At 70.2% G+C, this 26,461-nt stretch carries 26 protein-coding genes; 4 read left to right on the plus strand and 22 right to left on the minus strand.

Features of this window, described 5'->3' with window-relative positions; all coding sequences use genetic code 11:
* Positions 1 to 481 (minus strand): alpha/beta hydrolase (locus tag ABTZ89_RS03315; protein WP_351039524.1); only part of this gene is annotated, 481 nt, incomplete at its 3' end.
* 304 nt (positions 482 to 785) lie between these two features.
* Here ABTZ89_RS03315 and ABTZ89_RS03320 point away from each other — a divergent pair.
* Together ABTZ89_RS03320 and ABTZ89_RS03325 are read left to right on the plus strand one after the other, a co-directional pair.
* Positions 786 to 2,192, plus strand: coding sequence for a molybdopterin-dependent oxidoreductase (locus ABTZ89_RS03320; protein ID WP_351039527.1), 1,407 nt, complete (start codon positions 786 to 788; stop codon positions 2,190 to 2,192).
* On the plus strand, positions 2,189 to 2,689 hold the full coding sequence (locus ABTZ89_RS03325; RefSeq protein WP_351039530.1) for a hypothetical protein: 501 nt from the start codon (positions 2,189 to 2,191) through the stop codon (positions 2,687 to 2,689). The genes ABTZ89_RS03320 and ABTZ89_RS03325 overlap by 4 nt, the downstream gene beginning before the upstream one ends.
* Before the next feature lie 54 nt (positions 2,690 to 2,743).
* Here the strand turns inward: ABTZ89_RS03325 and ABTZ89_RS03330 are convergent, their stop codons facing one another.
* The 4 genes from ABTZ89_RS03330 to ABTZ89_RS03345 all read right to left on the minus strand — a co-directional run bounded on the left by ABTZ89_RS03330 (position 2,744) and on the right by ABTZ89_RS03345 (position 5,771).
* The gene (locus tag ABTZ89_RS03330; protein ID WP_351039533.1) at positions 2,744 to 3,481 is read right to left on the minus strand and encodes a flavodoxin family protein; all 738 of its coding nucleotides are present in this window, start codon (positions 3,479 to 3,481) and stop codon (positions 2,744 to 2,746) included.
* 287 nt (positions 3,482 to 3,768) lie between these two features.
* Positions 3,769 to 4,005, minus strand: a complete 237-nt coding sequence (locus ABTZ89_RS03335; RefSeq protein WP_351039536.1) for a non-oxidative hydroxyarylic acid decarboxylases subunit D — start codon at positions 4,003 to 4,005, stop codon at positions 3,769 to 3,771.
* Between the two features lie 27 nt (positions 4,006 to 4,032).
* On the minus strand, positions 4,033 to 5,457 hold the full coding sequence (locus ABTZ89_RS03340; RefSeq protein ID WP_351039539.1) for a non-oxidative hydroxyarylic acid decarboxylases subunit C: 1,425 nt from the start codon (positions 5,455 to 5,457) through the stop codon (positions 4,033 to 4,035).
* A complete protein-coding gene (locus ABTZ89_RS03345; RefSeq protein ID WP_351039542.1) occupies positions 5,427 to 5,771 on the minus strand; it encodes an HFCD family protein in 345 nt (114 codons plus the stop codon). Before ABTZ89_RS03345 ends, ABTZ89_RS03340 begins: the two co-directional genes overlap by 31 nt.
* Before the next feature lie 117 nt (positions 5,772 to 5,888).
* Between ABTZ89_RS03345 and ABTZ89_RS03350 the strand changes: the two genes are divergently transcribed.
* Positions 5,889 to 6,761: an AraC family transcriptional regulator gene (locus ABTZ89_RS03350; protein WP_351039545.1), complete on the plus strand. Its 873-nt coding sequence runs from the start codon at positions 5,889 to 5,891 to the stop codon at positions 6,759 to 6,761.
* Positions 6,762 to 6,874: 113 nt separating this feature from the next.
* On the opposite strand, the gene ABTZ89_RS03355 is transcribed toward ABTZ89_RS03350, so the two are convergent.
* The 6 genes from ABTZ89_RS03355 to ABTZ89_RS03380 all read right to left on the minus strand — a co-directional run bounded on the left by ABTZ89_RS03355 (position 6,875) and on the right by ABTZ89_RS03380 (position 13,819).
* A complete protein-coding gene (locus ABTZ89_RS03355; RefSeq protein WP_351039547.1) occupies positions 6,875 to 7,846 on the minus strand; it encodes a sugar kinase in 972 nt (323 codons plus the stop codon).
* On the minus strand, positions 7,843 to 8,490 hold the full coding sequence (locus ABTZ89_RS03360; RefSeq protein ID WP_351039550.1) for a bifunctional 4-hydroxy-2-oxoglutarate aldolase/2-dehydro-3-deoxy-phosphogluconate aldolase: 648 nt from the start codon (positions 8,488 to 8,490) through the stop codon (positions 7,843 to 7,845). The genes ABTZ89_RS03355 and ABTZ89_RS03360 overlap by 4 nt, the downstream gene beginning before the upstream one ends.
* 20 nt (positions 8,491 to 8,510) lie before the next feature.
* On the minus strand, positions 8,511 to 9,755 hold the full coding sequence (gene manD, locus ABTZ89_RS03365; RefSeq protein ID WP_270946401.1) for a D-mannonate dehydratase ManD: 1,245 nt from the start codon (positions 9,753 to 9,755) through the stop codon (positions 8,511 to 8,513).
* Positions 9,756 to 9,851: 96 nt separating this feature from the next.
* On the minus strand, positions 9,852 to 11,252 hold the full coding sequence (locus tag ABTZ89_RS03370; RefSeq protein WP_351039554.1) for an MFS transporter: 1,401 nt from the start codon (positions 11,250 to 11,252) through the stop codon (positions 9,852 to 9,854).
* Between the two features lie 52 nt (positions 11,253 to 11,304).
* The gene (locus ABTZ89_RS03375) at positions 11,305 to 12,309 is read right to left on the minus strand and encodes an L-idonate 5-dehydrogenase (RefSeq protein WP_270946403.1); all 1,005 of its coding nucleotides are present in this window, start codon (positions 12,307 to 12,309) and stop codon (positions 11,305 to 11,307) included.
* Positions 12,310 to 12,343: 34 nt separating this feature from the next.
* A complete protein-coding gene (locus tag ABTZ89_RS03380) occupies positions 12,344 to 13,819 on the minus strand; it encodes a mannitol dehydrogenase family protein (protein ID WP_351039558.1) in 1,476 nt (491 codons plus the stop codon).
* Between the two features lie 150 nt (positions 13,820 to 13,969).
* On the opposite strand from ABTZ89_RS03380, the gene ABTZ89_RS03385 reads away from it, so the two are divergent.
* Positions 13,970 to 14,761, plus strand: a complete 792-nt coding sequence (locus ABTZ89_RS03385) for an IclR family transcriptional regulator (RefSeq protein ID WP_351039561.1) — start codon at positions 13,970 to 13,972, stop codon at positions 14,759 to 14,761.
* Positions 14,762 to 14,928: 167 nt separating this feature from the next.
* Here the strand turns inward: ABTZ89_RS03385 and ABTZ89_RS03390 are convergent, their stop codons facing one another.
* Genes ABTZ89_RS03390 through ABTZ89_RS03440 form a run of 11 tightly spaced genes read right to left on the minus strand, consistent with a single transcriptional unit; the run spans position 14,929 to position 26,461 of the window.
* On the minus strand, positions 14,929 to 15,477 hold the full coding sequence (locus tag ABTZ89_RS03390) for a GNAT family N-acetyltransferase (protein ID WP_351039564.1): 549 nt from the start codon (positions 15,475 to 15,477) through the stop codon (positions 14,929 to 14,931).
* A gap of 54 nt (positions 15,478 to 15,531) precedes the next feature.
* The gene (locus ABTZ89_RS03395; protein WP_351039567.1) at positions 15,532 to 17,016 is read right to left on the minus strand and encodes an ABC transporter ATP-binding protein; all 1,485 of its coding nucleotides are present in this window, start codon (positions 17,014 to 17,016) and stop codon (positions 15,532 to 15,534) included.
* Positions 17,013 to 17,810, minus strand: coding sequence for an ABC transporter permease (locus ABTZ89_RS03400; RefSeq protein ID WP_270946408.1), 798 nt, complete (start codon positions 17,808 to 17,810; stop codon positions 17,013 to 17,015). Before ABTZ89_RS03400 ends, ABTZ89_RS03395 begins: the two co-directional genes overlap by 4 nt.
* Entirely contained in the window at positions 17,807 to 18,745 is a 939-nt protein-coding gene (locus tag ABTZ89_RS03405; RefSeq protein WP_270946409.1) for an ABC transporter permease, read from the minus strand. Before ABTZ89_RS03405 ends, ABTZ89_RS03400 begins: the two co-directional genes overlap by 4 nt.
* Positions 18,742 to 20,283 carry an ABC transporter substrate-binding protein gene (locus tag ABTZ89_RS03410; protein WP_351039572.1) on the minus strand — a complete coding sequence of 514 codons (1,542 nt, stop codon included), beginning with the start codon at positions 20,281 to 20,283 and terminating at the stop codon, positions 18,742 to 18,744. Before ABTZ89_RS03410 ends, ABTZ89_RS03405 begins: the two co-directional genes overlap by 4 nt.
* 27 nt (positions 20,284 to 20,310) lie before the next feature.
* The gene (locus tag ABTZ89_RS03415) at positions 20,311 to 21,090 is read right to left on the minus strand and encodes a class I SAM-dependent methyltransferase (RefSeq protein ID WP_270946411.1); all 780 of its coding nucleotides are present in this window, start codon (positions 21,088 to 21,090) and stop codon (positions 20,311 to 20,313) included.
* Positions 21,069 to 22,349 carry an MFS transporter gene (locus tag ABTZ89_RS03420; RefSeq protein ID WP_351039575.1) on the minus strand — a complete coding sequence of 427 codons (1,281 nt, stop codon included), beginning with the start codon at positions 22,347 to 22,349 and terminating at the stop codon, positions 21,069 to 21,071. Before ABTZ89_RS03420 ends, ABTZ89_RS03415 begins: the two co-directional genes overlap by 22 nt.
* Complete coding sequence (locus ABTZ89_RS03425; protein ID WP_351039578.1) at positions 22,346 to 23,356, minus strand: dipeptide epimerase; 1,011 nt, start codon at positions 23,354 to 23,356, stop codon at positions 22,346 to 22,348. The genes ABTZ89_RS03420 and ABTZ89_RS03425 overlap by 4 nt, the downstream gene beginning before the upstream one ends.
* Positions 23,353 to 24,402 (minus strand): PLP-dependent cysteine synthase family protein, encoded by a 1,050-nt coding sequence (locus ABTZ89_RS03430; protein WP_270946415.1) that lies wholly within the window; start codon positions 24,400 to 24,402, stop codon positions 23,353 to 23,355. The genes ABTZ89_RS03425 and ABTZ89_RS03430 overlap by 4 nt, the downstream gene beginning before the upstream one ends.
* Positions 24,399 to 25,205 carry a Rossmann-like domain-containing protein gene (locus tag ABTZ89_RS03435; RefSeq protein WP_351039582.1) on the minus strand — a complete coding sequence of 269 codons (807 nt, stop codon included), beginning with the start codon at positions 25,203 to 25,205 and terminating at the stop codon, positions 24,399 to 24,401. The genes ABTZ89_RS03430 and ABTZ89_RS03435 overlap by 4 nt, the downstream gene beginning before the upstream one ends.
* Positions 25,202 to 26,461, minus strand: a complete 1,260-nt coding sequence (locus ABTZ89_RS03440) for an ATP-grasp domain-containing protein (RefSeq protein WP_351039584.1) — start codon at positions 26,459 to 26,461, stop codon at positions 25,202 to 25,204. The genes ABTZ89_RS03435 and ABTZ89_RS03440 overlap by 4 nt, the downstream gene beginning before the upstream one ends.

The raw sequence follows: 26,461 nt of genomic DNA on the forward strand, positions 1-26,461 counted from the left end.
CCAGCAGCGTCAGAGCCGCGGCGAGCCCACCACCCGCGCTCATGCCGTACACACCGATGCGCGCAGCGTCCACGCCGAGCAGCTCAGCCTCCGAAGCGATCCAGCGGAGCGCGGACTCGCAGTCCCGCAACGCCGCCGGATACGGATGTTCGGGGGCCAGGCGGTAGTCGACGGCGCAAACGACCGCAGGCACGTGCGCGCACAGGTCCACGGCCTGCGCGGTGAGGGACTCCAGGCCTCCCATCACGAACCCGCCGCCGTGCAGCAGGAGCACGGCGGGCATCGGAGCGGCAGCGTCAGACGGCCGGAAGACCCGGACCGGCACCGGCACACCCTCGACACCCGGAACCTCGTGATCGGTCGTGGTGACCTCGCCGGTCACCACCTGCCCGGCGTTCGAGGCGAGCTCCGCCATCCGCGCGCGAGCCCCGTCGAGGTCGTCGATGTGCAGGTCGGGCAGAGCAGATACGGCTGCCGCCAATTCGGGATCAAGATGCACGGTCCGCCCCCAGCAGTGCGGGATGACGCCACGGTCCCACCGAACCAACCCGACCGCACTGGAAGCTGACCGGAGGTTCCATCCTTTCGGCTGGCGAGAGCCACCTGGATGCGCACCGGACACGGACAGCCGATGGGAACTGTGCCAAATTCGAGGCGTCCACATGCCACGCCCTGAGGATCCACCCGCCGTGAAGCGGCCGAAGAGACGGGGGGAGCTGATGTCATCCAGCGGCTCGAAACACCCGAGCTCGGACGACGGAGGCGACCGAGGCCGCCTCAAGCGCGTGGGTGCCGCGTTTTGGCTTCCGGCGGCCCGGGCTGCCGCGCACACTCGCGCCGCCGCGGTGCGCGTGGCCGCCATGGTGGCGGTTCTTGCGACCAGGATTGCCGCTCGTGCCCGGGCCGTGGGGCGGCGGATCGGGCAGATACCCCCGCCGCCGGGCCCGTTTCGTCCCGGATTCTGGCGCAGTCCGATCCGCGGAACCTGGCTGACCTCAGTATTCGGTCTGGTTCTGCTGATCGGCATCCCGCTGCTGTTCGTCACCGGGGTGCTGTCCTACGCCGCCTACAACCCCGGACTCGACCCGGTCAACGACCAAACTCCGGACAAGGGCCTGCTGGGTTTCTACCTCTTCGACTGGCCCACGAATCCGTACTGGCTATACCGGCTGACCCAGGGCGTGCACGTCACGCTCGGCGTGGTCCTCGTGCCCGTCCTGCTGGGCAAGTTGTGGTCGGTGATCCCGAAGCTGTTCGAGTGGCCACCGACCCGCAGCCCCGCCCACGCCCTGGAGCGGCTGTCCCTGCTGATGCTGGTCGGCGGGGCCATCTTCCAATTCGCCACGGGCATCCTCAACATCCAGCTCTACTACGTCTTCCCGGGCTCCTTCTACACCCTGCACTTCTACGGCGCCTGGGTGTTCATCGCCGCCTTCGTCCTCCACGTCTGCCTCCGATTCAGCCGGATGACGCGTGCCCTGCGCTCCCGCAGCCTCGCCGCTGAACTGCGCACCGACCTCGCCCACACCCGCTCCGAGCCACCCGACCCCGACCACCTGGCGCCCACCGCCCCAGCGGCGCCGACGATGACCCGTCGCGGCGCGCTGGGACTGGTCGGAGCGGGATCACTGCTGCTGCTCGTGGTCACCGCGGGACAAAGCATCGGCGGCTGGCTGCGCAACACCGCCCTTCTCGCACCGCACGACCGCGATCCGGGCAACGGCCCGAACGGCTTCCAGATCAACAAGACCGCCGCTTCGGTCGGCGTCACGCCGGCGCTCATCGGCCCGAACTGGCGACTTGAAATCCACGGCCACGGGCCGCCGCTGATCTTCACTCGCGAACAGCTCCTGGCCATGCGCCAGCACACCGCCGACCTGCCCATCGCATGCGTGGAAGGATGGTCCACCGGAAATCAGCGCTGGAGCGGCCTTCGACTGGCCGACCTCGCCGCCGCGGCCGGACTGCCCCACGCCGGAAGCGTTCTGGTGGAGTCCGTCCAGCCCTCCGGCCCCTTCAGCACGGTGGCACTGCGGGGAAACCAGGTCGCGGACCCCAGCTCCCTGCTGGCCCTGCACGTCAACGGCGCAGACCTCTCCGTCGACCACGGTTTCCCGGCACGCATCATCGTTCCCGCCAACCCCGGCGTGAACAACACCAAATGGGTCCACCGGCTCACGTTCAGAGAATGACCATGACACGCTTCCTGCGCTGGTACGGCTCCGGTCCGTTGCACCTTCTCGTCCTGATCTGCTCGTTCGCCCTCGCCGCCTACGCCCTGGTACGGCTGTTCGCCGTCCGCCCGGTCGAGGTAGCGATCTGGCTCGTCGGCGCAGCGATCCTCCACGACCTCATCCTGCTTCCGCTGTACTCGCTGGCAGACCTGTCGGCCCGCGCTGTACTGCGGCATCGCCCCACCCGTCCACCACGGGTCCCGTGGATCAACTACCTGCGCGTGCCCACTTTCCTCTCCGGTGTGCTCCTGATCGTCTGGTTCCCCCTCATCCTCGATCTCTCCGAGCTCTACCCGAGCGCTGCCCGGCTGCCTGAAAACGTCTACCTCGGCCGATGGCTGGCCATCACGGCGGTGCTCTTCGGCGCCTCCGCACTGGCCTTCGCCATCAAACTCCGCCGCGCCGCACGCTTCGAGCAGAAGCACGCCGCACCAGGCGAGGACACCCCACCATGACCACCGGCACCGGGCGGCCCTCCAACCGTGGAAGACCCCTCCAAGTCGAACTGGCTAGCGGTGTTCGGGGTTTTCGTAGTCGTGGCGGCAGCCGGCGTCCCAGGCGGTGCGCTGGTTGCCGTAGGCCGGGATGCCGCCGAAGTCTTTGAGCATGCGGGCCAGGTGCAGCAGATTCCAGGTCATGAAGGTGGTGTTGCGGTTGGTGAAGTCGTTCTGCGGGCCGCCCGAGCCGGGGTCGAGGTAGGAGGGGGCGGGGCCTGCCTCGCCGATCCATCCGGCGTCCGCCTGAGGGGGGATGGTGTAGCCCAGGTGCTGCAGGCTGTAGAGGACGTTCATGGCGCAGTGCTTGACACCGGCCTCGTTGCCGGTGATCAGACAACCGCCGACACGGCCGTAATAGGCGTACTGCCCGGCGTCGTTGAGCAGGGCGGAGCAGGAGTAGAGGCGTTCGATCACCTGCTTCATCACGGAGCTGTTGTCCCCCAGCCAGATGGGACCCGCCAGCACGAGGATGTCGGCCGCCAGGACCTGCTGGTACAGGTCCGGCCACGCGTCTGCCTCCCAGCCGTGCTCGGTGATATCGGGCCACACGCCGGTGGCGATGTCGTGGTCCACCGCCCGTATGACGTCGACGTGCACTCCTCCTGCGTTCATGATGGTGGTGCTGTGGTCGATCAGACCCTGCGTGTTGCTCGTCTTCGGTGAGCGCTTCAAGGTGCAGTTGATCACCAGGGCCCGCAGATCGTCGTACCGGGCGGGCGGTGCATCGGCAGCGGGCGACGAAGCAGTCACGCGGTCCTCCTGGAAATCCCGCCGCCCAGCGAACGGCGAAGCGTCCACATCCGGATTCAGTCTGCGGGCGGGCCTCGGAAGGCACCACAACAACACCTCGGAATGGCCCGAGCGGTGCTCGAGTTCCGCCAACCACCGCCACCGACCACCGCGCTGATGGGTGACGGGTTGCTCAGCGTCGTTGACCGGTTCCCGACCTGGGCGCACTGGTCATTCGCCGACCAATGGCCCGCCCGGAGAACCGCCCTGGAGCTCGTGTTCGGCGGAGGTGAGGCGGTCAGGACCGGCTAGCGCAGGGCTGGGATGGCGGGGACTTCGGTGGCGTTGGCGATGTCCTCGGCGGTCAGCTTGAAGCTGTCGGGATAGCTGTCACGCCGGGTACGGCGGTCAGGTTCGCAGGTGCGCCACATGTAAAGGCACTGCGGGCATTGCAGCACTTCCCACACCCCGGGCACCGGGGAGGTCGTCACGCTGCGGATCTCGGCGGCGGCACAGCGCGGGCACGCGGTTTCTTCGGCGCTCATCGAACTTTCCTTCCTGGAAGCGGGGTTTCAGCGCGTGGCGAGCAGTGAACGCAGGCGATCGGCCCACGTCGCGGTCTCGGGCAGGTCCTTGGTGGGGGTGCTGAAGTTGCCCCGCACGTCGGGCTGCACCGGGGTCGTCGCGTCGATGATCATCTTGCTCGTGATGCCCGCGGGTTGGGAGGCCGGAGCCAGTTCCACCACCGACAGGTTCGGGACGACCACCACGTCCTCGGCGGGGTTGACCTTCGCCGACTGCGCCCACATCACCTGCGGCAGGTCGAACGGGTCCACGTCCTCGTCGACCAGGATCACCTGGCTGACGTAGCCGAGCCCGTGCGGGGTGGTCATCGCGCGCATGCCCACTGCCTTGGCGAACCCGCCGTAGCGCTTCGCCGTGGAGATGATCACCAGCAGTCCGTGCGTGTACATCGCGTTCACGGCGCGCACCTCGGGGAACTCCGCGCGCAGCTGCTTGAGCAGCGGCACGCAGGTGTTCGGACCCACCAGGTAATCGCACTCGGTCCACGGCATGCCCAGGTACAGCGACTCGAAGATCGGGTTGCTGCGGAAGGAGATCCGCTCGATGCGCACCACCGGCATCCGCCGGCCGCCCGAGTAGTGCCCGGTGAACTCCCCGAACGGGCCCTCGAGCTGCCGCACCCGCGACTCGATGCGGCCCTCGATCACCACTTCCGCACCCCACGGCACGTCGAGGCCGGTCAGCGGCGCGGTGGCGATGGGCATGGGGGCGCCGCGCAGCGCGCCGGCCATCTCGTACTCGGACTGGTCGTAGGCCATCGGCATGCCCGCCACGATGGGCACCACCGGGTCGTTGCCCAGCGTGATGGCCACCGGCAGATCCTCTCCCCTCTCCTCGGCCTTGCGCAGGTGCTGGGCGATGTCGTGCATCGGAACAGGCTGCAGCGCAAGGCGATCCCGGTCGATGACCTCGATGCGGTAGATGCCCAGGTTCTGCCGGTCGAAGTCCTCCGGCGCGTCCGGGTCGCGGGAGACCACGGCGGCCTTGTCCAGGTAGAACCCGCCGTCACCGTCGTTGAGCCGGAACAGCGGAAGCACGTCGAACAGGTCGATGTCCGCGCCGCTGACGCTGTTCTCCCGCCACGGCGCGTCCTCCCGGCGCTCCGGCGCGACGGGGAAGTCGTCCCAGCGCCGCGCGAACTCCTCGACCTGCTCGCGGGTGGAGGTCTCCTTGGGCAGGCCCAGGGCCAGCGCGTGGTTGCGCCACGAGCCGTGCACGTTCATCGCGATCCGCGCGTTGGTGAAGCCCTTGACCTGGTCGAACCACAGCGCGGGCGCGCCCTCCCCGATGCACCCGGCGGCGTTGGCAGCGGCGGCAAGGTCGGGTTCGGGCAGCACCTCGTCGGGAATCCGCAGCAGCTGCCCCTGCTGCTCCAGGGTGTTCAGGAACGACCGGAGGTCGTCGTAGGCCATGTGCTCCTCCTCAAAAGAACTGTGCGGCAAGGGAAAGTTTCAGGACGCTGCGCGGTTGCGCAGCCGAGCCGCATGCCGCCGGTGCGGAAGGACCCGGAGGAGATGCTCGCGCCTTGATCGTCGGGGTTGTGGACGACGTCGGCGAGCTTGCCGATCTCCTTGGCGGACAGCCCGGTCTCCAACTCGACAGTCGCCCGGGCCCACCGGCTGATCACCAGGTGGGTCTCCACCTCCGGCAGCTCGGCCAGCCGTTCCAGCAGCCGGAGGCCGAGCGGAGCCCCGGTCGCCCCGGTCATGCCAACGACGAGTCGCATGCTTCTCCTTTTCGGTCACTCCAGCTCCGACACCTCCACACTAGGAGCCGATATCGCAGGTGAGCAGGTACGCTGGCGACAAACCATGGGAATAATCGGACAAGAACGGTTGCACGGATGCCCGAGATCACCGATGTCGCCTACCGGCCGTGGCTGAGCACACCGATCGGGATGGACGTGGTGGATTTCGCCGAGCTGCGCGAACGGGGCAAGCGGCGGGAGATCGACCTGGCCGCCCCGCAACGGCCCGACTTCCACCACCTCATCCACGTCGCCGGGGACGCCGAACCGCTGCCGCACGTGGTGGACTTCGCCACCCACCTCATCGAGCCGGGCGGTTGGCTGTGGGTGCGCCCGGGCCAGGTCCACCAGTACGCGGCCGAGCCGGGCGGTGCGCTGACCCGATCCCGCGGCGCCATCGTGATCTGGCGCCCGGGTTTCGTGACCATCGATCCGCCGCTCAGCGAGGCCCCGGTGCTGCCGACCCGCTCGACCGCCCGCCTGGTCGATCTCGCTCGCCAGCACCTGTTCGCCGAGTACGAGGAGCTGGGCACCCTGACGCTGGAGGACCACAACCGGGCACTGCGCATGCTGTTGGCGGTCCTCCTGCTGCGCCTTGCCCGCGCCAGCCCGGAACCTCCTGCCGCGGCACTGCCGGACGGGCCGTTCGCGCGGTTCCGCGCGGCTGTCGAGCGCGACTTCACCCGCACCCACCGCGTCGCCGACTACGCCGCCGCCCTCGGCTACAGCACCCGAACCCTCACCCGCGCCGCACTGGCCGCCTCCGGCACCACCGCCAAGGCCTACCTCGATGCCCGCATCATCCTGGAGGCCAAACGCCTCCTGGTGCACACCGACGCCACCTCGGCCGACGTCGCCCGCCACCTCGGCTTCGAAAACCCCGGCGACTTCAACAAGTTCTTCCGCAAGCACGACGGTCGAACGCCGCTGGCCTTCCGCGCCGAAGCACGCGGCACGACGGAGCCGTGAATCCCCGCGGTCATCGGCGACGTCGTCGATGACCGCGACCTACGCCCGCACCCTCAAGCCGTGGGCCCGACGAGCAACTGTCCTCACTGGAGGTCTTGCCCTGATCTCCGTCCTCAGCGCTGGACCGGGTCGACGTCGGCGCCCAGGAAGGCCTCGAGTTCGGCGGGGGTCGGGGCGGCCTCCCAGTCGCCGGGGGTCGTGCACATCACGGCGCCGCAGGCGTTCGCCCGGGCGAGCTTCTCCTCGACGCTCCAGCCTTGCACGTCGCCGCTGAGGTAGCCGGCCACGAACGCATCCCCCGCTCCCACCGTGTCGACGACATCGACGCGATGGCCAGGAGCGTGGACCACGGTGCCCCCGGTGTACGTCGACGCACCGTCGGCGCCCCGCTTGACGACGATCTCGCGCGCGCCCGTGGGGTCGAGGGCGCGGGCCAGCTCGTCGATCGCCGAAGAATCATCCGCCACGCCACCGGGAACCCCGTACGCCAGCTCCTCGGGGGAGCCGAACACGAGGTCCGCCTCCCCGACGAGCTCGCCGAGCACCTTCGCAGCGACGTCCGCGGGAGCGAGCGTCGACCGGTAGTTCACGTCGACGCTCACGCGCACCCCGGCGGCCCGAGCCCGCCGCACGACGGAAAGACACGCCTCGCGCGCGGAGTCCGACAGCAACGGAGTGATGCCGGTGAGGTGCACGAGCCCGACGCTCTCGACGAGACCCGCGGGCACGTCCGCGGCTGCCAGCCGCGAACCGGCGGAACCCGCGCGGTAGTAGTACACCCGCGACGTCCCCGGTCCCGTGCGCTCCTTGACCATGAGCCCGGTCGCCGCCGCTGGGTCGAGCTGTGCCCGCACGTCGACGCCCTCGCCGCGGACCTCGCGCACGACCCGTCTGCCCAGCGAGTCGTCTCCGACCCGGCCGATCCACGTGACCGGAACTCCGAGCCTGCTCAGGCCGACGGCGACGTTCGTCTCCGCGCCACCGATCCCCACGTGCGCTTCGGACACGTGCGCGAGCGAACCGATGCGGCTGCCGGTGAGCAGGCCCATCGTCTCGCCCAGCGTCAGAATCCGGGAGACCGTCATTCGGTTCCACTCCCCGCGCACACCTCGACGAACCGCCGCGCCCGTTCCGCGAGCGCACCGAGTTCGCCGCCCTTCAACGCGTCCCCGAGCAGCGGGCCACCGACGCTCACCGCCGCCGCACCGGCCGCGAGCCACGCCCGCGCCGATTCGAGGTCCACCCCACCGGACGGGACGGCGGACAGATCCGGGAACGGACCGCGCAGATCCTTCAGGTATCCGGGACCCACCTGGCCCGCGGGGAACACCTTCACCGCGGAGACGCCGCGGTCCCAAGTGGAGAACAGTTCCGTGGGAGTGAGGCCGCCCGGGACGATCGCGATGTCGCGTTCGAGGGCCCGGTCGACGGTGGCGAGATCGGAGACCGGCGTGACGAGGTAGTGCGCTCCCCCATCGGCGGCAGTGTCCACGTCGTCGGGCCGCGTCACGGTGCCGATACCGATGTCGGCCGTCTCCGCGTACCGTTCGACGAGCCCGGGCAGCGCGGCGAACGTCCCCGGAGTCGTGAGCGTGAGCTCGAAACTCCGCACCCCCGCCTCGACCATCGTGTCGATGACCGGCACGTAGTCCTCGGCGCGCTCGCCGCGGATCACCACCACGAGCCGCGAGGCGGCGGTCCTCCGAGGCAGGGTCTGGCGCTCGCTCATGACGTCCGTCCTTTCTCGACTCACCAGTCGTGCACGGTGCCGTCGAGCAGGCGGTTCACCGGGAGGTAGGCGGTGGTGTACGGATGGCGCGCGGCGAGCTCCTCGTCGAGTTCCACGCCGAGACCGGGGTTGTCGCCGGGGTGGAGGAAGCCGCGGTCGAACGTGTACGACGTGCGGAACGTCTCCAGCGTCAGCTCGCTGTGCGGCATGTACTCCTGGATGCCGAAGTTGTGGATCGCCAGGTCGATGTGGAGCGCGGCCGCCATGCCGATCGGCGAGACGTCGGTCGGACCGTGGATGCCGGAGCGGACTCCGTAGATGCCTGCGAAGTCGAGGAGCTTCTTCATACCCGTGACGCCGCCGGTGTGCGTGGGCGCCGACCGCACGTAGTCGATGAGCCGCTCGGTGATGAGCGTCTGGTAGTCGTACACCGAGTTGAAGACCTCACCGGTGGCCAGCGGGGTCGTGCTGTGCTGCCGGACGAGCCGGAACGCCTCCTGGTCCTCACCGGGCGTCGCGTCCTCGAGCCAGAACAGGTCGTACGGTTCGAGCGACTTCGCCAGCCGGGCGGCCTCGATCGGTGACATGCGGTGGTGTCCGTCGTGGAGCAACCGCAGCTCCGGCCCGAACTCCTCGCGCACCTTCTCGAAGATCGACGGAACGTGCCGCAGGTACGCGGGCGTGTCCCAGTCCTCCTCCTCGGGACGCGTCGCGGCGCTGCCGTCGGCCGCGCGATGCGCGGGCTCGTAGTCGTACCTCTCCCCCGGCTTCGCCGTATCCGAGACGCCGTACACCCGGCCGAGACCGGGAACGCCCGTCTGGATGCGCACCGCGGTGTAGCCCTCGTCCACGTAGCCGCGGATCGCCTGGGCCAGCGCCTCGTAGTCGTTGCCGGAGGCGTGCGCGTACACGCGGAGCTTGTCGCGGCTCGCTCCACCGAGCAGCTGGTACAGCGGAACGCCCGCCTTCTTCGCCTTGATGTCCCACAGCGCCATGTCGACGGCGGCGATCGACGCCATCGTCACGGGCCCGCGTCGCCAGTACGCGCCGCGGTACAGGTACTGCCACGTGTCCTCGATGCGGTCCTCGTCCCGGCCGATGAGCGTGCTCGCGAGGTGGTCCCGCAGGTAGGCCGCGACGGAGAGCTCCCGCCCGTTGAGCGTCGCGTCGCCCCACCCGACGACCCCGTCGGACGTGACGATCTTGAGGGTGACGAAGTTGCGTCCGGGGCTCGTGACGATGACGTCGACGGTCGAGATGCTCACGGTGCTCGCTTCCAGCTTGATCAGTGGTGTACGTCGAAAGTGGACGGTGTGGGAACCGCCTCGGATGCGGCTCGCCGCCGCACCCGAGGCGGGTGCTCAGACGGCGTTGCGCGGATCCCTCAGGTCGCGTCCTGCGACCTCGGGCATGAGGAACGTCCCGATGAGCGGGCAGGCCGTGAAGATGCCGAGCATGATCGCGATCGGGATCCACGATCCGGTCGTCCCGGCCACCCAGGCCGCCACGACGACGGGGCCGATACCGGTGGCGATCATCGCGGCGACCTCCCTGATGACACCGGTCGCGGCGTACCGGTGACGGGCGCCGAAGATCTCCGGCAGCGTGAGGTTCTCCAGCGAGGCGAGCGCCATGACCGACACGTTGTGCATGACGATGTAGCCGACGAACAACTGCGGGACGTCCGCTCCCGCGATCGCCATCATCGTCGGCACGATGAGGATCAGCGAGATCACGCTCATCACCTGGTACATCCGGCGACGGCCGAACTTGTCGCCGAGCGCGCCGACGATCGGCACCGTGACGAACGCGCACAGCGAGGAGACGATCACGACGCTCGTGCCCACCGCGGCCGACATCGCGAGCGTGACGGTGATGAACGAGACCATGTAGGTCTGCAGGATTCCCGAGTTGCCCGCCTGTCCGAATCGCAGCAGGAACGCGGGTACGAGCGCCCGCCACTTCTTCTGCTCGAGCGCCTCGAGCATCGGGATGTCGTTCTCCTGCTCGGCCTTCGCCCGGATCTCGTCCGTCGTGAGCGCCACGCCGTCGTTGACGTGAGAGCTGTCCTCGAACACCGGGCTCTCCTTGAGCCGGAACCGGATCCACACGGCGAACAGCAGGATCACGGCGCTGCCGAGGAACGGGATGCGCCAGCCCCACGCGAGGAGCTGCTCCTCGGAGAGAACGGCGACGAGGACGCCCCAGATCGCCGACGCACCGAGGGTGCCGCAGTTCGTGCCCAGCGCGACGAGCGACGCGATGATGCCGCGACGCTTGGTCGGCGCGTACTCGGCGAGCATCACACCCGCGCCGGAGATCTCCGCACCGGCGCCGAAGCCCTGCACGAGGCGCAGCACCGCGAGGAGGATGGGCGCGAGGACGCCGATCTGGTGGACGGTCGGCAGGGCGCCGATGAGCGTCGTCGCACCGCCCATGAGGGCGATCGTGATGAACAGGACTTTGGTGCGGCCCACCCGGTCACCGAGCCGTCCGAAGTACCACGCACCCACGGGGCGGGCGATGTAGCCGACCGCGTACGTCGCCATCGCGGACACGACCGCGAGCGCAGGGCTCTCGCCGGCGAAGAACAGCTGGCCGAAGACGAGCCCGGCCGCGAGCGAGTACAGCTGGAAGTCCATGAACTCGAGCGCGGTGCCGAGCCATCCGGACATCGCGGCGCGTGCGAGATCGCCGGTGCTGCGTTCGGCCGTACCGTCCTTTGCGGTGCCCGTGCCGGGCGGTGGTGCTGAAGTGGACATCGTTGTTCCTTCTTCGGTTTCGCGCGGGGAGGGGACGGGTGGAGGGGGAAGGTCAGAACTCGATGAGGACCTTGCCGGAAGCAGCGGAGTCCTTCGCCGTCGCGAATGCCTCCACCGCCTCGGTCGCGGGGAGCACGTGCGTGATGACCTGGGAGATCGAGGGGTGGGCCGCGAGCATGTCGACGGCCTCGTCGATCTCCGTCGAGAAGCGGAACGTGCCGCGCAGCTGGACTTCCTTCGACACCAGCGGCGCGAGGTTCACCCCGATCGCGGTGTCGGCGAGCATGCCGACCTGGACGACGACGCCTGCGCGGGCCGCCGACGCAACCGCTTGCGTCAGCGACGCGGGCGCACCCGAGCACTCGAACACGACGGGATAGGAAGTCGTCGGGACGTCGTCGCGTCCGATGAGGAACGTCTCGTGGGCACCGAGCGCGCGGGCTCGTTCGAGGGCGGATTCCTGGATGTCCCCGACGGCCACGTGCTCGACGCCTCGCGCGGCGAGCGCCGCGACGATCAGCAGGCCGACGGGACCGGCGCCGAGCACGAGCGCGCGAGCACCGACGTCGCCGTTGGCGATCGTGAGCGCGTGCAGCGCGACGCCGAGAGGCTCGGCGAGCGCGGCGTCCCGCAGCGACAGGCCTTCGGGCAGCCTGCGGAGCATGGGCTTCTCGACGAGCACGTACTCCGCGGCGGCGCCCTGCCGGTGCGGGAAGTCCGCGGCGCTGCCGAGGTAATCGCCGCCGGGCCACAGGTGCGGCCGGTCCGCGATGCCGTCCACCGGGGTGCCGTACCGCGCGGGGTGCACGGTCACCGGCGTGCCCTTCGCCCACTCGCCACTCGGATCGGCTTCGACGATCGCGGAGAACTCGTGACCGGGTGCGAAGGGCTCGCGGACCAGGTTCTCCCCGTTCTTGCCGTGGAAGTAGTAGTGCAGGTCCGAACCGCAAATGCCGACGTACCGCACGCGCAGCAGCACCTCGCCGTCGGCGGGTTCGGGGACGGCGACGTCCTCGAGGCGCATGTCCTCGGCGCCGTGGATGAACAGGCCTTTCATCGATGATCAGCTCCAGGAGGTCGGCGGGGGATGCTCAGCGGGAGGCGGCGACGTCGGCGGCCGCGGCGCGCACACCGCCGCGGATGATGAGGGTGAGCAGGTCGGCGACCCTGGCGGTGAAGGCATCCTGCTCGGCGAGGGCGTCCGGGAAGAATCCGCCGTTCATGATCCGGCGCGCGTGGTCGGGAACGGTCACAGCGCCGTCGACGGCGGCGGCGAGCCGGTCGCGGGCGGGTTCGACGATGCGCTCGGCGAGCGGATCCGGGGTGAAGCCCGTCGGCGGGGCGACGCACGCGATCCACGCGGCGGTGCACAGCGCGAGGTGGTGCGGCATGTCGCCGCGCCGGAGGTGGAGCAGCGCCGCGTCGGGGATGCGCTGGAGGAGCTTGACGGATCCGTCGGTGCCCACCTGGGTGGTCGCGTGCCCGATGCGCGGGTTGCGCCACCGGGCGTCCAATTCGGACACGTACGCGCCGGCGTCGAATCCGGTGGGCGGGGTGAACGTCGGAAGGTAGTCGTCGGTGATCCCGTTCAGGACCGCCTCGCGCACGAAGTCCTGTCCCCACGCGACGTCGATCGTCGGCGCGCCGGAGAGGATTCCGAGGTAGGCGATGAGCGAGTGCGATCCGTTGAGCAGGCGCAGCTTGACCATCTCGTACGCCTCGAGCTCGTTCGAGAACGTCGCGCCGGCCAGATCCCAGGCGGGACGGCCGCCCGCGAAGTCGTCCTCGAGAACCCACATGGTGAAGTCCTCGGCGGGGACGGGACACAGGTCTTCGACGCCGAGCAGATCCGCGACGAGACGTGAGTGCTCGTCGGTCGTCTTCGGCACGATGCGGTCGACCATCGCGTTCGGGAACGACACCGACGAGGACACGAAGGACAGCACGTCCTCGCTCACGCCTGCCGCCTGCAGGAACTCCTCGACCACGGCGCGCGTGACATCGCCGGAGGACTGGAGGTTGTCGCAGGACAGGACGGCGAACGGCTCACCCGAGGCGGCGCGCTTCTCGAGACCGCGGGCGATCATGCCCACCGCGGTGCGCGGCGTCGAGCCTGCCGGGAGGTCCGCGGCGACGTCGGGGTCGTCGAGCGCCAGCTTGCCGGTCGCGGGGTCGCGCGTGTAGCCGACCTCGGAGACGGTGAGCGTGACGATGCGGTGCGCCGGATCCGCGATCGCGTCCACGACCGCGGCGGGGTCCTGGGCGGCTACGCCGGTGTTGCGGTGGACGTCGACCACGCCCGCCTCGACGCCGTGTTCGGAGAGCTGGAGGATCGAGTAGACGTTGTCCTGGGCTCGCATCGGAGCTACGACCCGCTCCGACGAGTGCGCGAAGCCGCGGATGCCCCAGTCGCCACCGGCGGCGGCCATCGCCTGCGCGGTGTAGACCGCGCCGTGCGCGCGGTGGAAGTTGCCGAGGCCGAGGTGGACGATTCCCGTCCGGTCCGGGGCGGACGCTCCGAGGAGCGATCCCGCGGGCACGCTCTTCCGGCCCAGTGGCTGTGTCATGACGTCTTCGTCCTTCCACGACGTACGGGCTGTGGTCCAGCGCTGCCGCGCATTGCGTTTCACATTGCGAACCGACCGTTTTGTATGTTGGACCATAAGCTAGACTCGCGTTGAGCGAGATGCAATATCGACCGGGACGACAATGGAGCCATGGAGACCGAACCCACATCGGAGACGCCGCCCGTCACGAGCCTCGACCGCGCACTCGTCGTGCTCGAGACGGTTGCGACAGCGGGCCCCGAGGGACTCGCGCTCGGCGAGATCGCGGCACGCACGGGGATCAACAAGGGGTCGGTCCACCGGCTGCTCCGCGGCCTCGCGCACCGCGAATACGTGGCGCGCGACGGCGAAGACCGCAACTACGTCCTCGGCGAGGCGCTGAGGCGGATCGTGCGGACCTTCGGTGCGGACGACAACCTGCCGCTGCTGTTCCGGCCGCTGCTGCTCGAACTGTCGCGCCGGACGGAGGAACTCGTCCACCTCGGAGTGCTCGACGGACGCCGCGTCGTCTACCTCGACAAGATCGAGCCGGAGCGCTCCGTCCGCGTGTGGTCGCGTGTCGGTCGACGCGCGCACATCGCGAGCACGGCGCTCGGACGCGCGCTCATCGCCGCGGCTCCCCCGAACGACTCGCTCCTGACCAGCTACGCCGAGGAAGCCGACCCCGACCACGCGCACCCCGCGCTCGGCGACCGGTTCCGCGACGCGGTGAACACCGCGCGCAGGCGAGGATGGGCGATCGAGAACCAGGAGAACGAAGCCGGGATCGCCTGCGTCAGCATCGCCCTCACGTCCACGACCTCGCAGGACGTCGCGATCAGCGTTACCGGCCCCGCCGAGCGCATGACCACCGATCGCCTCGCCGAGATCGGCGCCCTGCTCCGCGAACTCGCCGCCGACCTCGCCCCGGAGGAGTACACCCTCATGCCGACCGCGGAGTGACCGAGCGCGGAACGCCTCGCGGCTTCAACGGCCGCCTATCGCGTCGAGCCGTAGCGCCTGGTTCCCAGTACTGCTCACCCAGATCGGGCTGCGGGAGCCCGATGACCGGCGAAAGCACCGCGACGGCCCGCTGATCCGAGCCCCCACACCTCCCACGGGCGCAGGGGTCAGGGGATGGGGATTTCGTAGTGGACCGCGGGGCTGTGGCCGGGGTCGGTTCGGCCGTCGTGGATTTGCTTCGCGACGCTGTTCCAGAACGGTTCGGCGCCGGCGATGTCGGCGTTGGTGTGCAGGTAGATCGTGTCGTAGCCCGGGGTCGCCGCGACGAAGCGGCAGGCCATGTCCACCAGCTCGCGGGCCAGGCCGTTGCGGCGGTGCTCAGCGCGGATGTAGACGCGGAAGATCTGGGCCGTCGTGTCCGAGGGGTAGCGCTCGGCCAGCCAGGGGGCGTGCGGCGGGCTCTTCGGCCCGTCCGCTCGCACCGCGGTGGTGCCCACGATCTCGTCGTCCAGCGCGGCCACGAACAGCGCCTGGCGGGGGTGGGAGAAGTAGACGCCGTCCATGTCGATGACGTCTGCGTGCCATTGGGGCCGGTAACCGTGGCCGAAGACGTGGTAGAAGGTGTCGAGGATGACCGACCGCGCGCCGTCGGCATCGGCTGGTCCGGCTTCGCGGATCACGTACTGACCGACCCTGCGCTCTTCGAGTTTCGCCACGGTTACCTCCCTCGTCGGAATCGTTGTTGAAAATCATATTCAATTAGTCTGCGGCTATATTTCCTGACCTGCAGTTTTCGGGGAGGAGGCCTGAACCAGCGCGCGGGTGGCCGGGTGGTTCGGCGAGTCGAGCACCTCGCCGGCGCGGCCGTGCTCCACCACCCGCCCCTCGTCGAAGACGAGCACCCGGTGCGACAGGGCGGCCACCGCGGGCAGGTCGTGGGTGATCATCAGCAGCGCGCAGCCGGTGTTGCTCTGCAGCTCGGCGAGGTTCCCCAGCAGGTCGTCGCGGCGGCGTGCGTCGAGGCCCGAGGTGATCTCGTCGCAGATCAGCACGTCCGGCCCGGCGAGCATGGCCCGCACCAGAGCTGCCCTCTGCAACTCACCGCCGGACAACCCCGAGGCCCGCCGCATGGCGCTGGACTCGGGCAGCCCCAGCGCGGCGAGCTCGTCGGCCGCGCGGGCGCGCGCCTCGGTCCGGTCGAGCCCGCGCAGCCGCTCTGCCGTGCGCGCGACCTGGTGCAGCACTGGGGTGAACTCGCTGAACGACGCGCGGGCATCCTGGAAGACGTATTGCACCCGCGCCAGCTGCTCTCTTGACCGGCGCCGCAGCACCGGTGACAGCGGCCAGCCGTCGAGCAGGATCTCTCCGCTGCGGAAGCGGTGCAGCCCTGCGATGCACCGCGCCAGGGTCGTCTTGCCGCTACCGGAACGTCCCAGCACCGCCACCCGCTCCCCTGGAGCGACTTCGAGGTCGACGTCGTGCAAGGTGTCGCCGTCGCGGTGTCCGGCGCGCAGCCCGCGCACCCGCAGCACCGGGTCGGCGGCCTGCCGTTCCTGCGGTGCCACCGGTTCCGGCCGGATGGGCGAGTCCACATCGGACTCCGCTAACCGGCCTTCCTCGATGACCAGCACCCGGTCGGCGATCTCGCGAACCAGGTCGAGGTCGTGGGTGAGCAGCAGGATCGCGATGCCCTGCTCCGCCACCGCACGCAGCTCGGTGGCCAGCTGAGCGCGGATCACCGGGTCCTGACCGGTGGTCGGCTCGTCGGCGATGAGCACCCCGGGCCGTCCGATCAGGGCTTGGGCGAGCACCACCCGCTGTTGCTGCCCGCCGGAGAGCTGGTGCGGGAAGCGCCGCAGGTACCGCTGCCCGTCGGGCATCTGGGCCTGCCGCAACGCCTCCAGCACCCGCTCCCGCACCTGCGCCTTCGGCACGTGCAGCCGCGCGATCTCGACGAGCACCGACCCCACGCGGCGCACCGGGTTCAGGGCCGCTGAGGGCTGCTGCGGGATGTAGCCGACGGTTCCGGGGCCGAACGATGAATCCACAGTGGATCCCTCGATCCGCACGCTGCCCGAAACCGCGATTCCGCCGGAGGTTTCGCCGAGCAGCACGCGGGCCAGCGTGGTCTTGCCGCTGCCGGACTCGCCGACCAGCGCGGTGATCTGCCCGGCCTGCAGGGTGAACGACACCTTCGAGAGCAGCGTCCGATCTCCTGCGGTGATGGTCACGTCGTGTGCGACGACTGCGGTCACCGGGCCTCCAAGAAGTTCACGTCGCGATTGCGCAACCAGCGGTCGAACAGCAGGTTCACGCCGACCGACAGCACCACGACCAGCACTGCGGGCACCACCACCGCCCAGGGCTGCAGGAACAGCCCGGAACGGTTGCGGTCGACCATCGCCGCCCAGTCGCTGGCGCCGGGGGCGACCCCGACGCCGAGGAAGCTCGCCGAAGCGGCCAGGTAGATCGCCCCGGTCAGCCGGGTCCCCAGGTCGGCGGCGAGAGTGCGGCGCATCGCCCGCGCCACGTAGCTCACCGCGATCCGCGCGCGGTGCTCGCCCTGCAGGCGCATCGCCTCCACCGCGGGCCTGGTCGACAACGACAGCGCGGCGGCGCGGCTGATGCGCACCACGTCCGGCAGGTTGATCAGCACCACGACCCCGACCAGCACCCACATGTTCCCCGGTGCCAGGGCGGCCAGCAGCAGCAACATCAGCATCGAGGGCAGGGCCAGCAGCACGTCGAGCGGCCGCATCAGCACCTCGTCGAGCAGCCGGCTGCGGGTCATGCCCGCCACCAGGCCCATCGGCACGGCCAGCAGGTACGTGCAGGCGGTGGCGGTCAGGGCTGTGATCACCAGGGACCGGCCGCCGAGCAGCACCTCGTTGGCCACGTCGCGGCCGAGGAAGTCGGTGCCGAACAGGTGACCACCGCCGAGCAGGAAGGCCACGTCCTTGGTGGTGTCCTCGGATGCCAGCAGCGGCCCGAGCAGCGCCAGCACGACCGGCACCGCCACCAGCGCCCCCGGAAGCAGGTACTTGATCACCGGCCGACCTCCGAAGCCGGGGACAGGACGCGGGCAGCGATGTCCGCGCCGAGGTTGACCAGCACCGTCGTGCAGGCGAACACCAGGGCCAGCCCCTGCACCACCGGCAGATCGCGGGCCGAGACCGCGTCCAGCAACGCGGTGCCCAACCCCGGCACGACGAAGATCGCTTCGACCACGATCACCCCGCCGAGCAGCCAGTCGGCGGTGCGCGCCAGCTGCTGCACCGCCGGAACGGCCGCGTTGGGCAGCACGTGGCAGAAGCGGATGCGCGCCGGCGAGAGCCCGAGCCGACGGACGTGCTGGACGTGGGGCGAACGCTGGGCATCGATCACGCCGGCCCGGACGAGCCTGCTCAGCGAGCAGATCGGCCGCAGCAGCAGGACCAGCACCGGCAGCACCAGCAGTGCGGGGTCGGCGATCAGGGAGCCGCCGATGGCCGTCGGCGGGAACCAGCCCAGCTGCACCGCGAACACGGTAACCAACAAGATCGCCATCGCGAACTCCGGTGCGGCGTAGAGCCCCAGCGTGGTGCTGGTGATCGCCCGGTCCACCCGGCCACCCTCGCGGTGCGCGGCCAGCATGCCCAGACCGGTCGACAGCGGCACCAGCAGCGCCAGCGCCAGACCGGCCAGCAGCGAGCTCGGCCCGATGGCGGCGCCGATCACCTCGACCACCGACCGCGGCCCCACCAGCGAGGTGCCGAGATCGCCCTGCGATGCGGCGACCAGCCAGTCGGCGAAGCGTTCCCACACCGGCCGGTCCAGTCCGAGCTGCTCGCGCAGGCCGGCGATGACGGCCGGGTCGGGGTAGTCGCCCGCGATGGTCACCGCCGCATCACCCGGCAACGCTTCGGTGAGCGCGAACACCCCGACCGCGACCAGCAGCACCTGCAACACGCCGAGCAGCAGTCGGCGCGCCACGTAACCGATCACGCCAACCACACCTTGTCGAAGCGGGCCCAGTTGAGCGTGTTGGCCGGCGACGCGTCGTCGATGCCGCCCACGTTGGGGGCCGAGCCGACGATCCAGTCCGACACGCCCCACCAGACGAAACCCCCCTCCTCGAACAACTGGCGCTGCATCCGCGCGTAGATCTCGGCACGCCCACGTTCGTCCAGAGTGGACTGGGCGGTGTTGTAGAGCGCGTCGAACTCCGGCCGCCGCCACGCCGTGTTGTTGGTGGTGGAGGTGGTCAGCAGCCGCTGCGAGAAGTGCGAGTCCAGCGGCATCCCGCCCGAGCGGTAGCTCGCGAGCACGCTGTTCTTGGCGATGTCGGACCAGTACGTGTCCTTGTTGCCCAGGCGCACGTTGAGGTTGAGCCCGATCTGGCGGGCCTGGTCGCTGATGGCCAGCGCGGCCTCCTTGAGCCCGGTGGAGGCATCGGAGGTGTCGAAGTCGATGGTCATGCCCTCGGCACCGGCCTTGCGCACCAGGTCCCGGGCCCGGTTCAGGTCCTGCTTGCGCTGCGGCATCTCGGCGTAGTAGCGGTAGCCCTGGCCGTAGACGTCGTTGCCGACCTGGCCGGATCCCTGCAGCACCGAGCGGACCAGTTCCTCGCGGTCGACGAGGTGGAACATCGCCTCGCGCAGCTCCGGCCGGTCGAACGGCGGCCGGTCCACCTTCATCGCCAGGCCGTGGAAGTTGCTCCGCGGCAGCCGCAGCACCCGGATCTGGCCGCCTGCCTCGTAAGTGCGGGCACTGGTGAGCGTGAGGTCGTTGGCGTACTCGACCTGCTTGCCCAGCAGGGCGTTGACCCGCGCCGCCTCGTCGTTGGTGACCACGATCTCCAGCTCGTCGAGCAGCGGCGCGCCGTCGAAGTAGTCCGGGTTGCGCTCGCCGAGGAAGGCCCGTCCCGGCTCGAAGGACTTCAGCTTGAACGGCCCCGAGCCGACCGGCCGGGCGAAGTCGGTGGTGCCCTCCGGGATGATGTAGGCGCCGAGCGTGGCCAGCGCGTTCGGGAACTCCGCGTAAGGCCGCTTGAGCCGGAACTCGATGGTGCGGTCGTCGACCGCGCGGCTGCCGGGTAAGTCGATCACCGACAGGCTGGACTTGGCCCGCCGGCTGCTGCCGGGCTCGGTGATGCGCGCGTAGCTGTGGAGCACATCGGCGGCCCGCACCGGGCGGCCGTCGTGGAAAGCGGCCTGCCGCAGGGTGATCCGCCAGGTCAGCAGATCGGCGGAGGGCTCCCAGCGTTCGGCCAGGCGCGGCTGCGGGGACATGTCGTTGCCGTAGTCGGCGAGCTTGTCGAACAGCGCCTTGGCGCGGGCGATCTCGACGTAGAGGTCGCAGTCGTGCGGGTCGAGCACCTCGGCGGAACCACCACCGGCGAAGGCGGCGCGCAGCCGGCCACCGCGCTGCGGCGCACCCACCGCGGGCGCACCGCCCGGGGAGCAGCCCGCCAGCAGGGTGCCGGTCGAGACAGCCCCCGCCGCGGCCAGGCCGAGGAAGCGTCGTCTGTCGAGGTTGAACATGTTCGGTCTCCTAGCTGTTGGGGTCGGTCAGTCGATGCGGCGGGCTACCAGGTGGAGCCGGTCACCGGACATGCGCTCGGACAACTCGGCGTCGGCGCTCCACGGGGTGTCGGTGCGCGGTCCGGGCTCGTCGAAGAGCGCGAGCACCTCGAAACCGGTGCGCGCGGCGAAGTAGCGCAGTTCCTGCGGGAACAGCAGCCGCCAGGCCGAGCGCTGCACGAGCTCGTCATCACCGGGCAGCCGCCAGCAGCGCTCCCGGCGCAGCAGCTGCGCGGCGTGGTCGATCCACAGCCGGGTTCGGGAGCTGTACTGCTGGCCGTCGTAGCTCAGCGCGCGCTCGGCGACGCCGTCGAGCAGCTCGGTGTTGCCCAGGAAGAACGCCCCGTTGCGGGCCTCGGCGATGAGCAGTCCGCCGGGTCGCAGGTGGTCGTGGCAGCGGGTCAGGAACCCCTCGAGCTCGGAGTTGTCGTGGCAGTACAGCAGCGCGCTGTCCAGGCAGGTGATCACGTCGAATTCGCGCCGCAGGTCGAACGAGCGCATGTCGTCCACGACGAACTCGGCACGCGGGCAGTGCTCGGCGGCGTGGGCGACCATCGCCGGTGAGCTGTCCAGCCCGGTGACCCGGTAGCCCTGCTCGCACCACCACCGCGCGTCGCGCCCGGTTCCGCAGCCCACGTCGAGCAGGTCGTCGCCGCCACCGAACCGGCGGACCACGTCGTCGGCGAACCGGGCCGCCACGTGCTCGGGGTCGGGGAACCACGCCTCGTAGACGGCCGGGTTGTCGGTCAGGAAGTTGGCGTGTGCCACGAGGTCTCCTCATCCGTTGTGGGTCGGGGGCCGATTCCGCTGCGCCGGTGGACCACCAGCACGGCCAGGGCCGAGGACGCGCCGATGGCCACGCACAACACCGAGGGCAGCCACGGCAGATCGGTTCCGGCCAGATCGGTCACCCACCCGATCAGCGCGTTGCCACCGGCGGCGGTCACCCCGGAGGCCAGGTAGAACACGCCGAAGTAGGTGCCGGACAGGTCGTCGCGGCCGAAGGCGGGGATCAGCTCGTAGACGAACGGTTGGGCCAGCATCACGCCGACCGACAGCGCGAACGCGGTGACCAGCACCGGCGCCAGCCGCAACGCGGTCTCGCCCGGGGAGCTCGCCGGCTGGCCCGGCATCGCGGTCGCGGCGATCGCGGTGACCGCGAACCCGCCGCCCATCACGGCCAGACCGGTGGAGATCGCACGCCCCCGGCTCCAGCGCCCATCGCACCAGCGCGTGATCCGCACCTGCAGCGCGAGGCTGGCCACCGTGGTCACCAAGAAGATCACCGACACCGAGATCGCAGTGCCGGTGAAGCTCTCGGCGAGCATCGGCAGCACCAGGTACAGCTGGTTCTGCAGCGCGAACAGTCCGGTCAACGCACCGGTGAACAGCACGAACCGCCGATCGGTGAGCACCTCGCGCCAGTCGGTGAGCACCGAGGTCCGCGGCCGCGGGACTCCCCGGGCCGGCAGCACCATGACCTGCGCGACCGTCAGCACTGCGAAGATCAGCGCGGCTCCGATGGCCGAGGCCTGGAAGTCCACCAGCAGCAGCACGCTGCCCAGCAGCGGGCCGATCAGCATGCCGGTGTTGGCGAAGACGTTGAACAGCGAGAACATCTCCGCTCGCCGCTCACCGGCCTCGTGGCTGAGGTAGGAACGCACCGCCGGGTTGAACAACGCCCCGGCCAGTCCGGACAGCACCGAGGCCGCCAGCAGCACCGGCAACGAAGTGCCGAAGGCGAACAGGCCGAAACCCACCGAACGCAGCGCACAACCGGCGATGATCACGCCGCGCGCCCCGAGCCGGTCGGAGGCCGAACCGCCCAGCAGGAACAGGCCTTGCTGGCTGAGGTTGCGCACACCGAGGACGACGCCGACCGCGGCGGCCGACAGGCCCAGATCCTTCCCCAGGTATCCGGCGAGGTACGGGATCAGCAGGTAGAAGGCCGTGTTCACGCCGAGTTGGTTGACCAGCAGCACCTGCACCGCCAGCGGGTAGCTGCGGAAGAGTCGTACCGTGGTCACGCGGGGCGCACCCCTAAGCCGGTGCGTCCGGCGATGCGCAGCAACCCGTCCTCCCCGCCCAGCCCGGTCCACGGGTCCTGGGCCAGCAGCAGGTGACCGTCGAGGTCCACCCAGCGCGCCATCCCGCACAGGTGCACGGCCGGCGCGATGCCCAACGAGCTGGCGACCTGGCAGCCCAGCATCACGTCGACGCCGAAACCGTCCGCGGCGTCGATGATCTCGCGAGCCGCGCGGATGCCGCCGCACTCGGGGAGCTTGATGTTGATCCCGTGCACCCGCGAGCCCAATCGGCGCACGTCCTCCGTGGTGCGCGCGTCCTCATCGGCGATCACCGGGATCGGCGAGGCCTCGGCGACCTCGGCAAGCAGGTCCGGAGTTCCCGGCGCGATGGGCTGTTCCACCGCGTCGATGTCGAATTCGGTTGCCGCGCAAAGCATCCGCTTGGCCTCCTCGAACTCCCAGGCGCCGTTGGGGTCCAGCAGGATCCGGGCACCCGGGGCGGCTTCGCGAATGGCCGCCACCCGCGCGAGCTCATCGGCACCGGAACCGAGCTTGACCTTGAGCACCTGGAAGCCCTGCCCGACCAGCTCGGTGGCCGCCGCCACCGCCTGCTCTGCCGAGGTGATCCCGATCGTGCGCGCGGTCGGTACCGAACCCGGTGGTTCAGCCCCGACCAACTCGTGGACGGCGACGCCGCGCTTGCGCGCGAGAAGGTCGTGCAGCGCCGCGTCCAGTGCCGCGCGCACCCCCGGGGCGGCTTGCGGCAGGTCGGTGCGCAGTGCCTCCTCCGGGGTGAGCTCGGCCAGTTCCGCCTGCGCCTCGGCCAGTTCCGCTTGGATGCGTGGCACGTCGAGCCCGTAGTAGACGCTGGTGACGACCTCGCCGTGGCCGCGGTGGCCGTCGTGGTCGAGAGTCAGGGTCACCGCGTCGCGTTCGGCCATCACCGAGCGCGAGATCCGCAGCGGCTCGCGCAACGCCAAGCCGCTCGCCCGCCAGTCGAGCTTCACGCGGGCACCTCCACGTTCATCAGGGGATCGACGACCGTCCGGCAGCGCGTCCACCCGGTGGCCTCGACCTCCGGGTGCGCGACTTCCACCGGGCGGGTGGCGATCGGGGTGTCAAGCAGTCCCCGGGCCTGGCAGTAGTCGTCGTCGAAGACCGTGCCCAGGTAGCGGTGCGGGCCGTCGGGGAAGACGGTCACCACGTTGGCGCCGGGATCGACGCGTGCCGCCCACGCGGCGACCATGGCCACCGCGCCGGTGCTCCAGCCACCGGTGACGAACGCGTTGCGGGCCAGCGCCCGACAGGTGACCACCGCCTCGCCGGGGCCGACCCAGTGCACTTCGTCGAACTGCGGGTAGTCGACGTTGCGCGGGTGGATGCTGCTGCCCAGCCCGCGCATCAGCCGGGGCCGGGCGGGCTGGCCGAAGATCGTCGAACCCACGGTGTCCACACCGATCAGGCGCACCTGCGGCCAGCGCTTGCGCACCGCGCGGATCATCCCGGCGCTGTGCCCGCCGGAACCGACGCTGCACACCAGCACGTCCACCCGGTCGAGCTGACGGCAGATCTCCGCGCCCATCTCGGCGTATCCGGCGGGGTTGTCCGGGTTGTTGTACTGGTCCGGCCAGTAGGCGCCGGGCAGCGAGCGGCAGATCTCGTGCACGCGGTCCAGCCGCGCCTGCTGCCAGCCGCCTTCGGGATGCGGCTGGTCGACGATCTCCAGTCGCGCGCCGTGGGCGCGCAGGAGTGCCCGCATGCCGGGTTCGAGTTCCTCGTCGACGACCAGCACGACGGGATGTCCCAGCGCGTTGCCGGCGAAGGCCAGCCCGATGCCCAGCGTTCCGCTGGTGGACTCCACCACCGGGGCGCCGGGCAGCAGTTCACCTCGCCGGTGCGCGCCGCGCAACATCGACAACGCGGCTCGGGCTTTCATGCCGCCTGTGCTGAGGCATTCCAGCTTCGCCCAGAAACCGGGATGCGGTTGCGGGAGCGGTGCCGATACTCGGGCGAGCGGGGTGTCGCGGACCAGGTCGAGCAGGTCCGGGTTCATGCAGCATCCTCTCCGGGGTAGCGGTAGAGCGAACTCGGGCCGCCGTCGAGCCAGAAGAACGGGTACGGCTCGGCCGAGACGGCGGTGACTCCGGCGCCCAGGAAGCAGGGCAGGATTCCGCTGCCGGTCTGGGCGAAGAACACCAGCGGCTTTCCGGTGGCGCGGGTGTGCTCCAGCAGCGGCTGGAAGGTGCCGTTGCCCAGCACCATCCCCGAGGCCAGCACCGCGTCGCATTCGGACAGCTCGGCCAAGGCGTCGGTGTGCACCGGTTCGCCCCACTCGGTCCGCCCGCCCTTGTAGTCGCAGGCCCGGTAGTCGATTCCGCGCTCGCGCAGGTGGTGCAGCAGCGAGTTGACCACGCCGATCACCAGCACCCGCCGCACCGGCGGCAGCAGGTCGACCACGAGCTTGGCCCGGTGCAGCGACTTCTGCAGCGAGCTGCCGCGCCCGACGGCGACCTCCTCGGAGTGCCGGTGGTGCGGCCGCACCGACTGCAGGTAGCCGTCCAGCGCGGCGACGCGCACCGCCGCCGACGGGTGCCGCAGCAGCTCGGCGACCGGGGTGCCGACGCAGTCCAGCACGACGTCCTCGGCGAGCTCGCCGGGTTCCACCGCGCACGAACCCACGGCGTCGGCGACCCGCAGGCTCAGCACGTGGTTGCGGTAAGAGGTGTTGCGCGAGGCGTGCCGGACGCCTTGCTGGGTCAGGAACCCCACGCTCACCGCGGCATCAGCGATCTCCTCGCCGTAGTGTCCGTTGTGGACTTTCTCGATCAGGTCCGCCAGCGAGCGGGGCGCGCTCATCCGATCTCCTCGGCGTAGCGCACGTCCAGCCGCTCGACCAGCGACTCGGCGTGCGCACGCGCGGCACCCTGACGACCGCTGGTGACCATGACGTGGCCCAGGTAGTTGTTGTTGCTGGTCGCCGCACCCGCGTGATGTCCGGCGGGCTTGAGCCGGTAGTCGACCACCGCCGCGTCGCGCAGTGCCTCGGCACCGCGGATCTCCTCGATCGCGCCGGTCCGGGGCGGCAGCAGGAATGAGATCGCCGCACTGGCCGCTCCGGTGTCCACCGGGTCCAGTTCGGGCTTCTCCCCCAGCGCGACCTGCGCGTAGACCGCGGCCAGGTCGATGCCGGTGACCCGCCGGATGAGCTCGGTGATCTGGTTGCCTGCCGGGCGCGGGTTGACCTCGACGATCTTCGGCCCGTCGGCGGTGAGCTTGAGCTCGGTGTGGCACACCGCGTTGTCCAGCCCCAGCGCCTCGACCGCGGCCACCGCCGTGTCGGACACTACGCGCTCGGTGTCCGCCTCCAGCGCGGCCGGGAACATGTGGCCGGTTTCGACGAACCACGGTGCGCCGGCGATGCTCTTGTCGGTCACACCGACGACCGTGGTCCGCCCGCCGTAGGTGACCGTCTCCACGCTCACCTCGGCACCGGTCAAAAGCTCCTCCAGCAGCACCACGGGACTGCGCTGCTGGCCTCGCGCGTTGACCGGAAATCCTTGCAGGGCCTCGAAAGCCTCGCGCAGCTCGTCGGCATCGCCGACCTTGCGCACGAACATCCCGGCGCACAGGTCCACCGGCTTGACCACCAGCGGGTAGCCCAGCGCCGCGGCGCCTTCTTCGAGTCCGCGCAGCGTTTCGGCCAGCGCGAACGCCGGTCCGGGCACGCCGGCCTCGCGGAGCGTCCGTCGGGTGCGGTCCTTGGCGCAGGCCGCCTCGACCGCCTCCGGCGGCGGGCCGGGAAGGCCCAGCCGCTCGGCCAGCCTCGCGGCGGTGGCCAGGTAGTAGTCGCACGAGGTCGCGACGCCGTCGAAGTTCAGCACCGGCTGCAGCCGCTCCAGGTGCGGCAGCAGCACGTCGGGATCGTTGGTCTCGACGGTCAGCACGTTGTCGGCGCCCAGCAGCGGGTGCGCCCCGGGGACCGGTGCCGAACGCAGGTAGTGCTGCAAATCCCGGGTCACGAAGCTGAACCGGTGGCCGCCCTCGCGGATCGCTCTGGGAAGCAACGTGCTCATCGCGCCGACCCAGCTCTCCACCAACAACAGGTGCCCCAC

The organism is Saccharopolyspora sp. NPDC002686 (assembly GCF_040295745.1).
GTDB lineage: Bacteria > Actinomycetota > Actinomycetes > Mycobacteriales > Pseudonocardiaceae > Saccharopolyspora > Saccharopolyspora oryzae.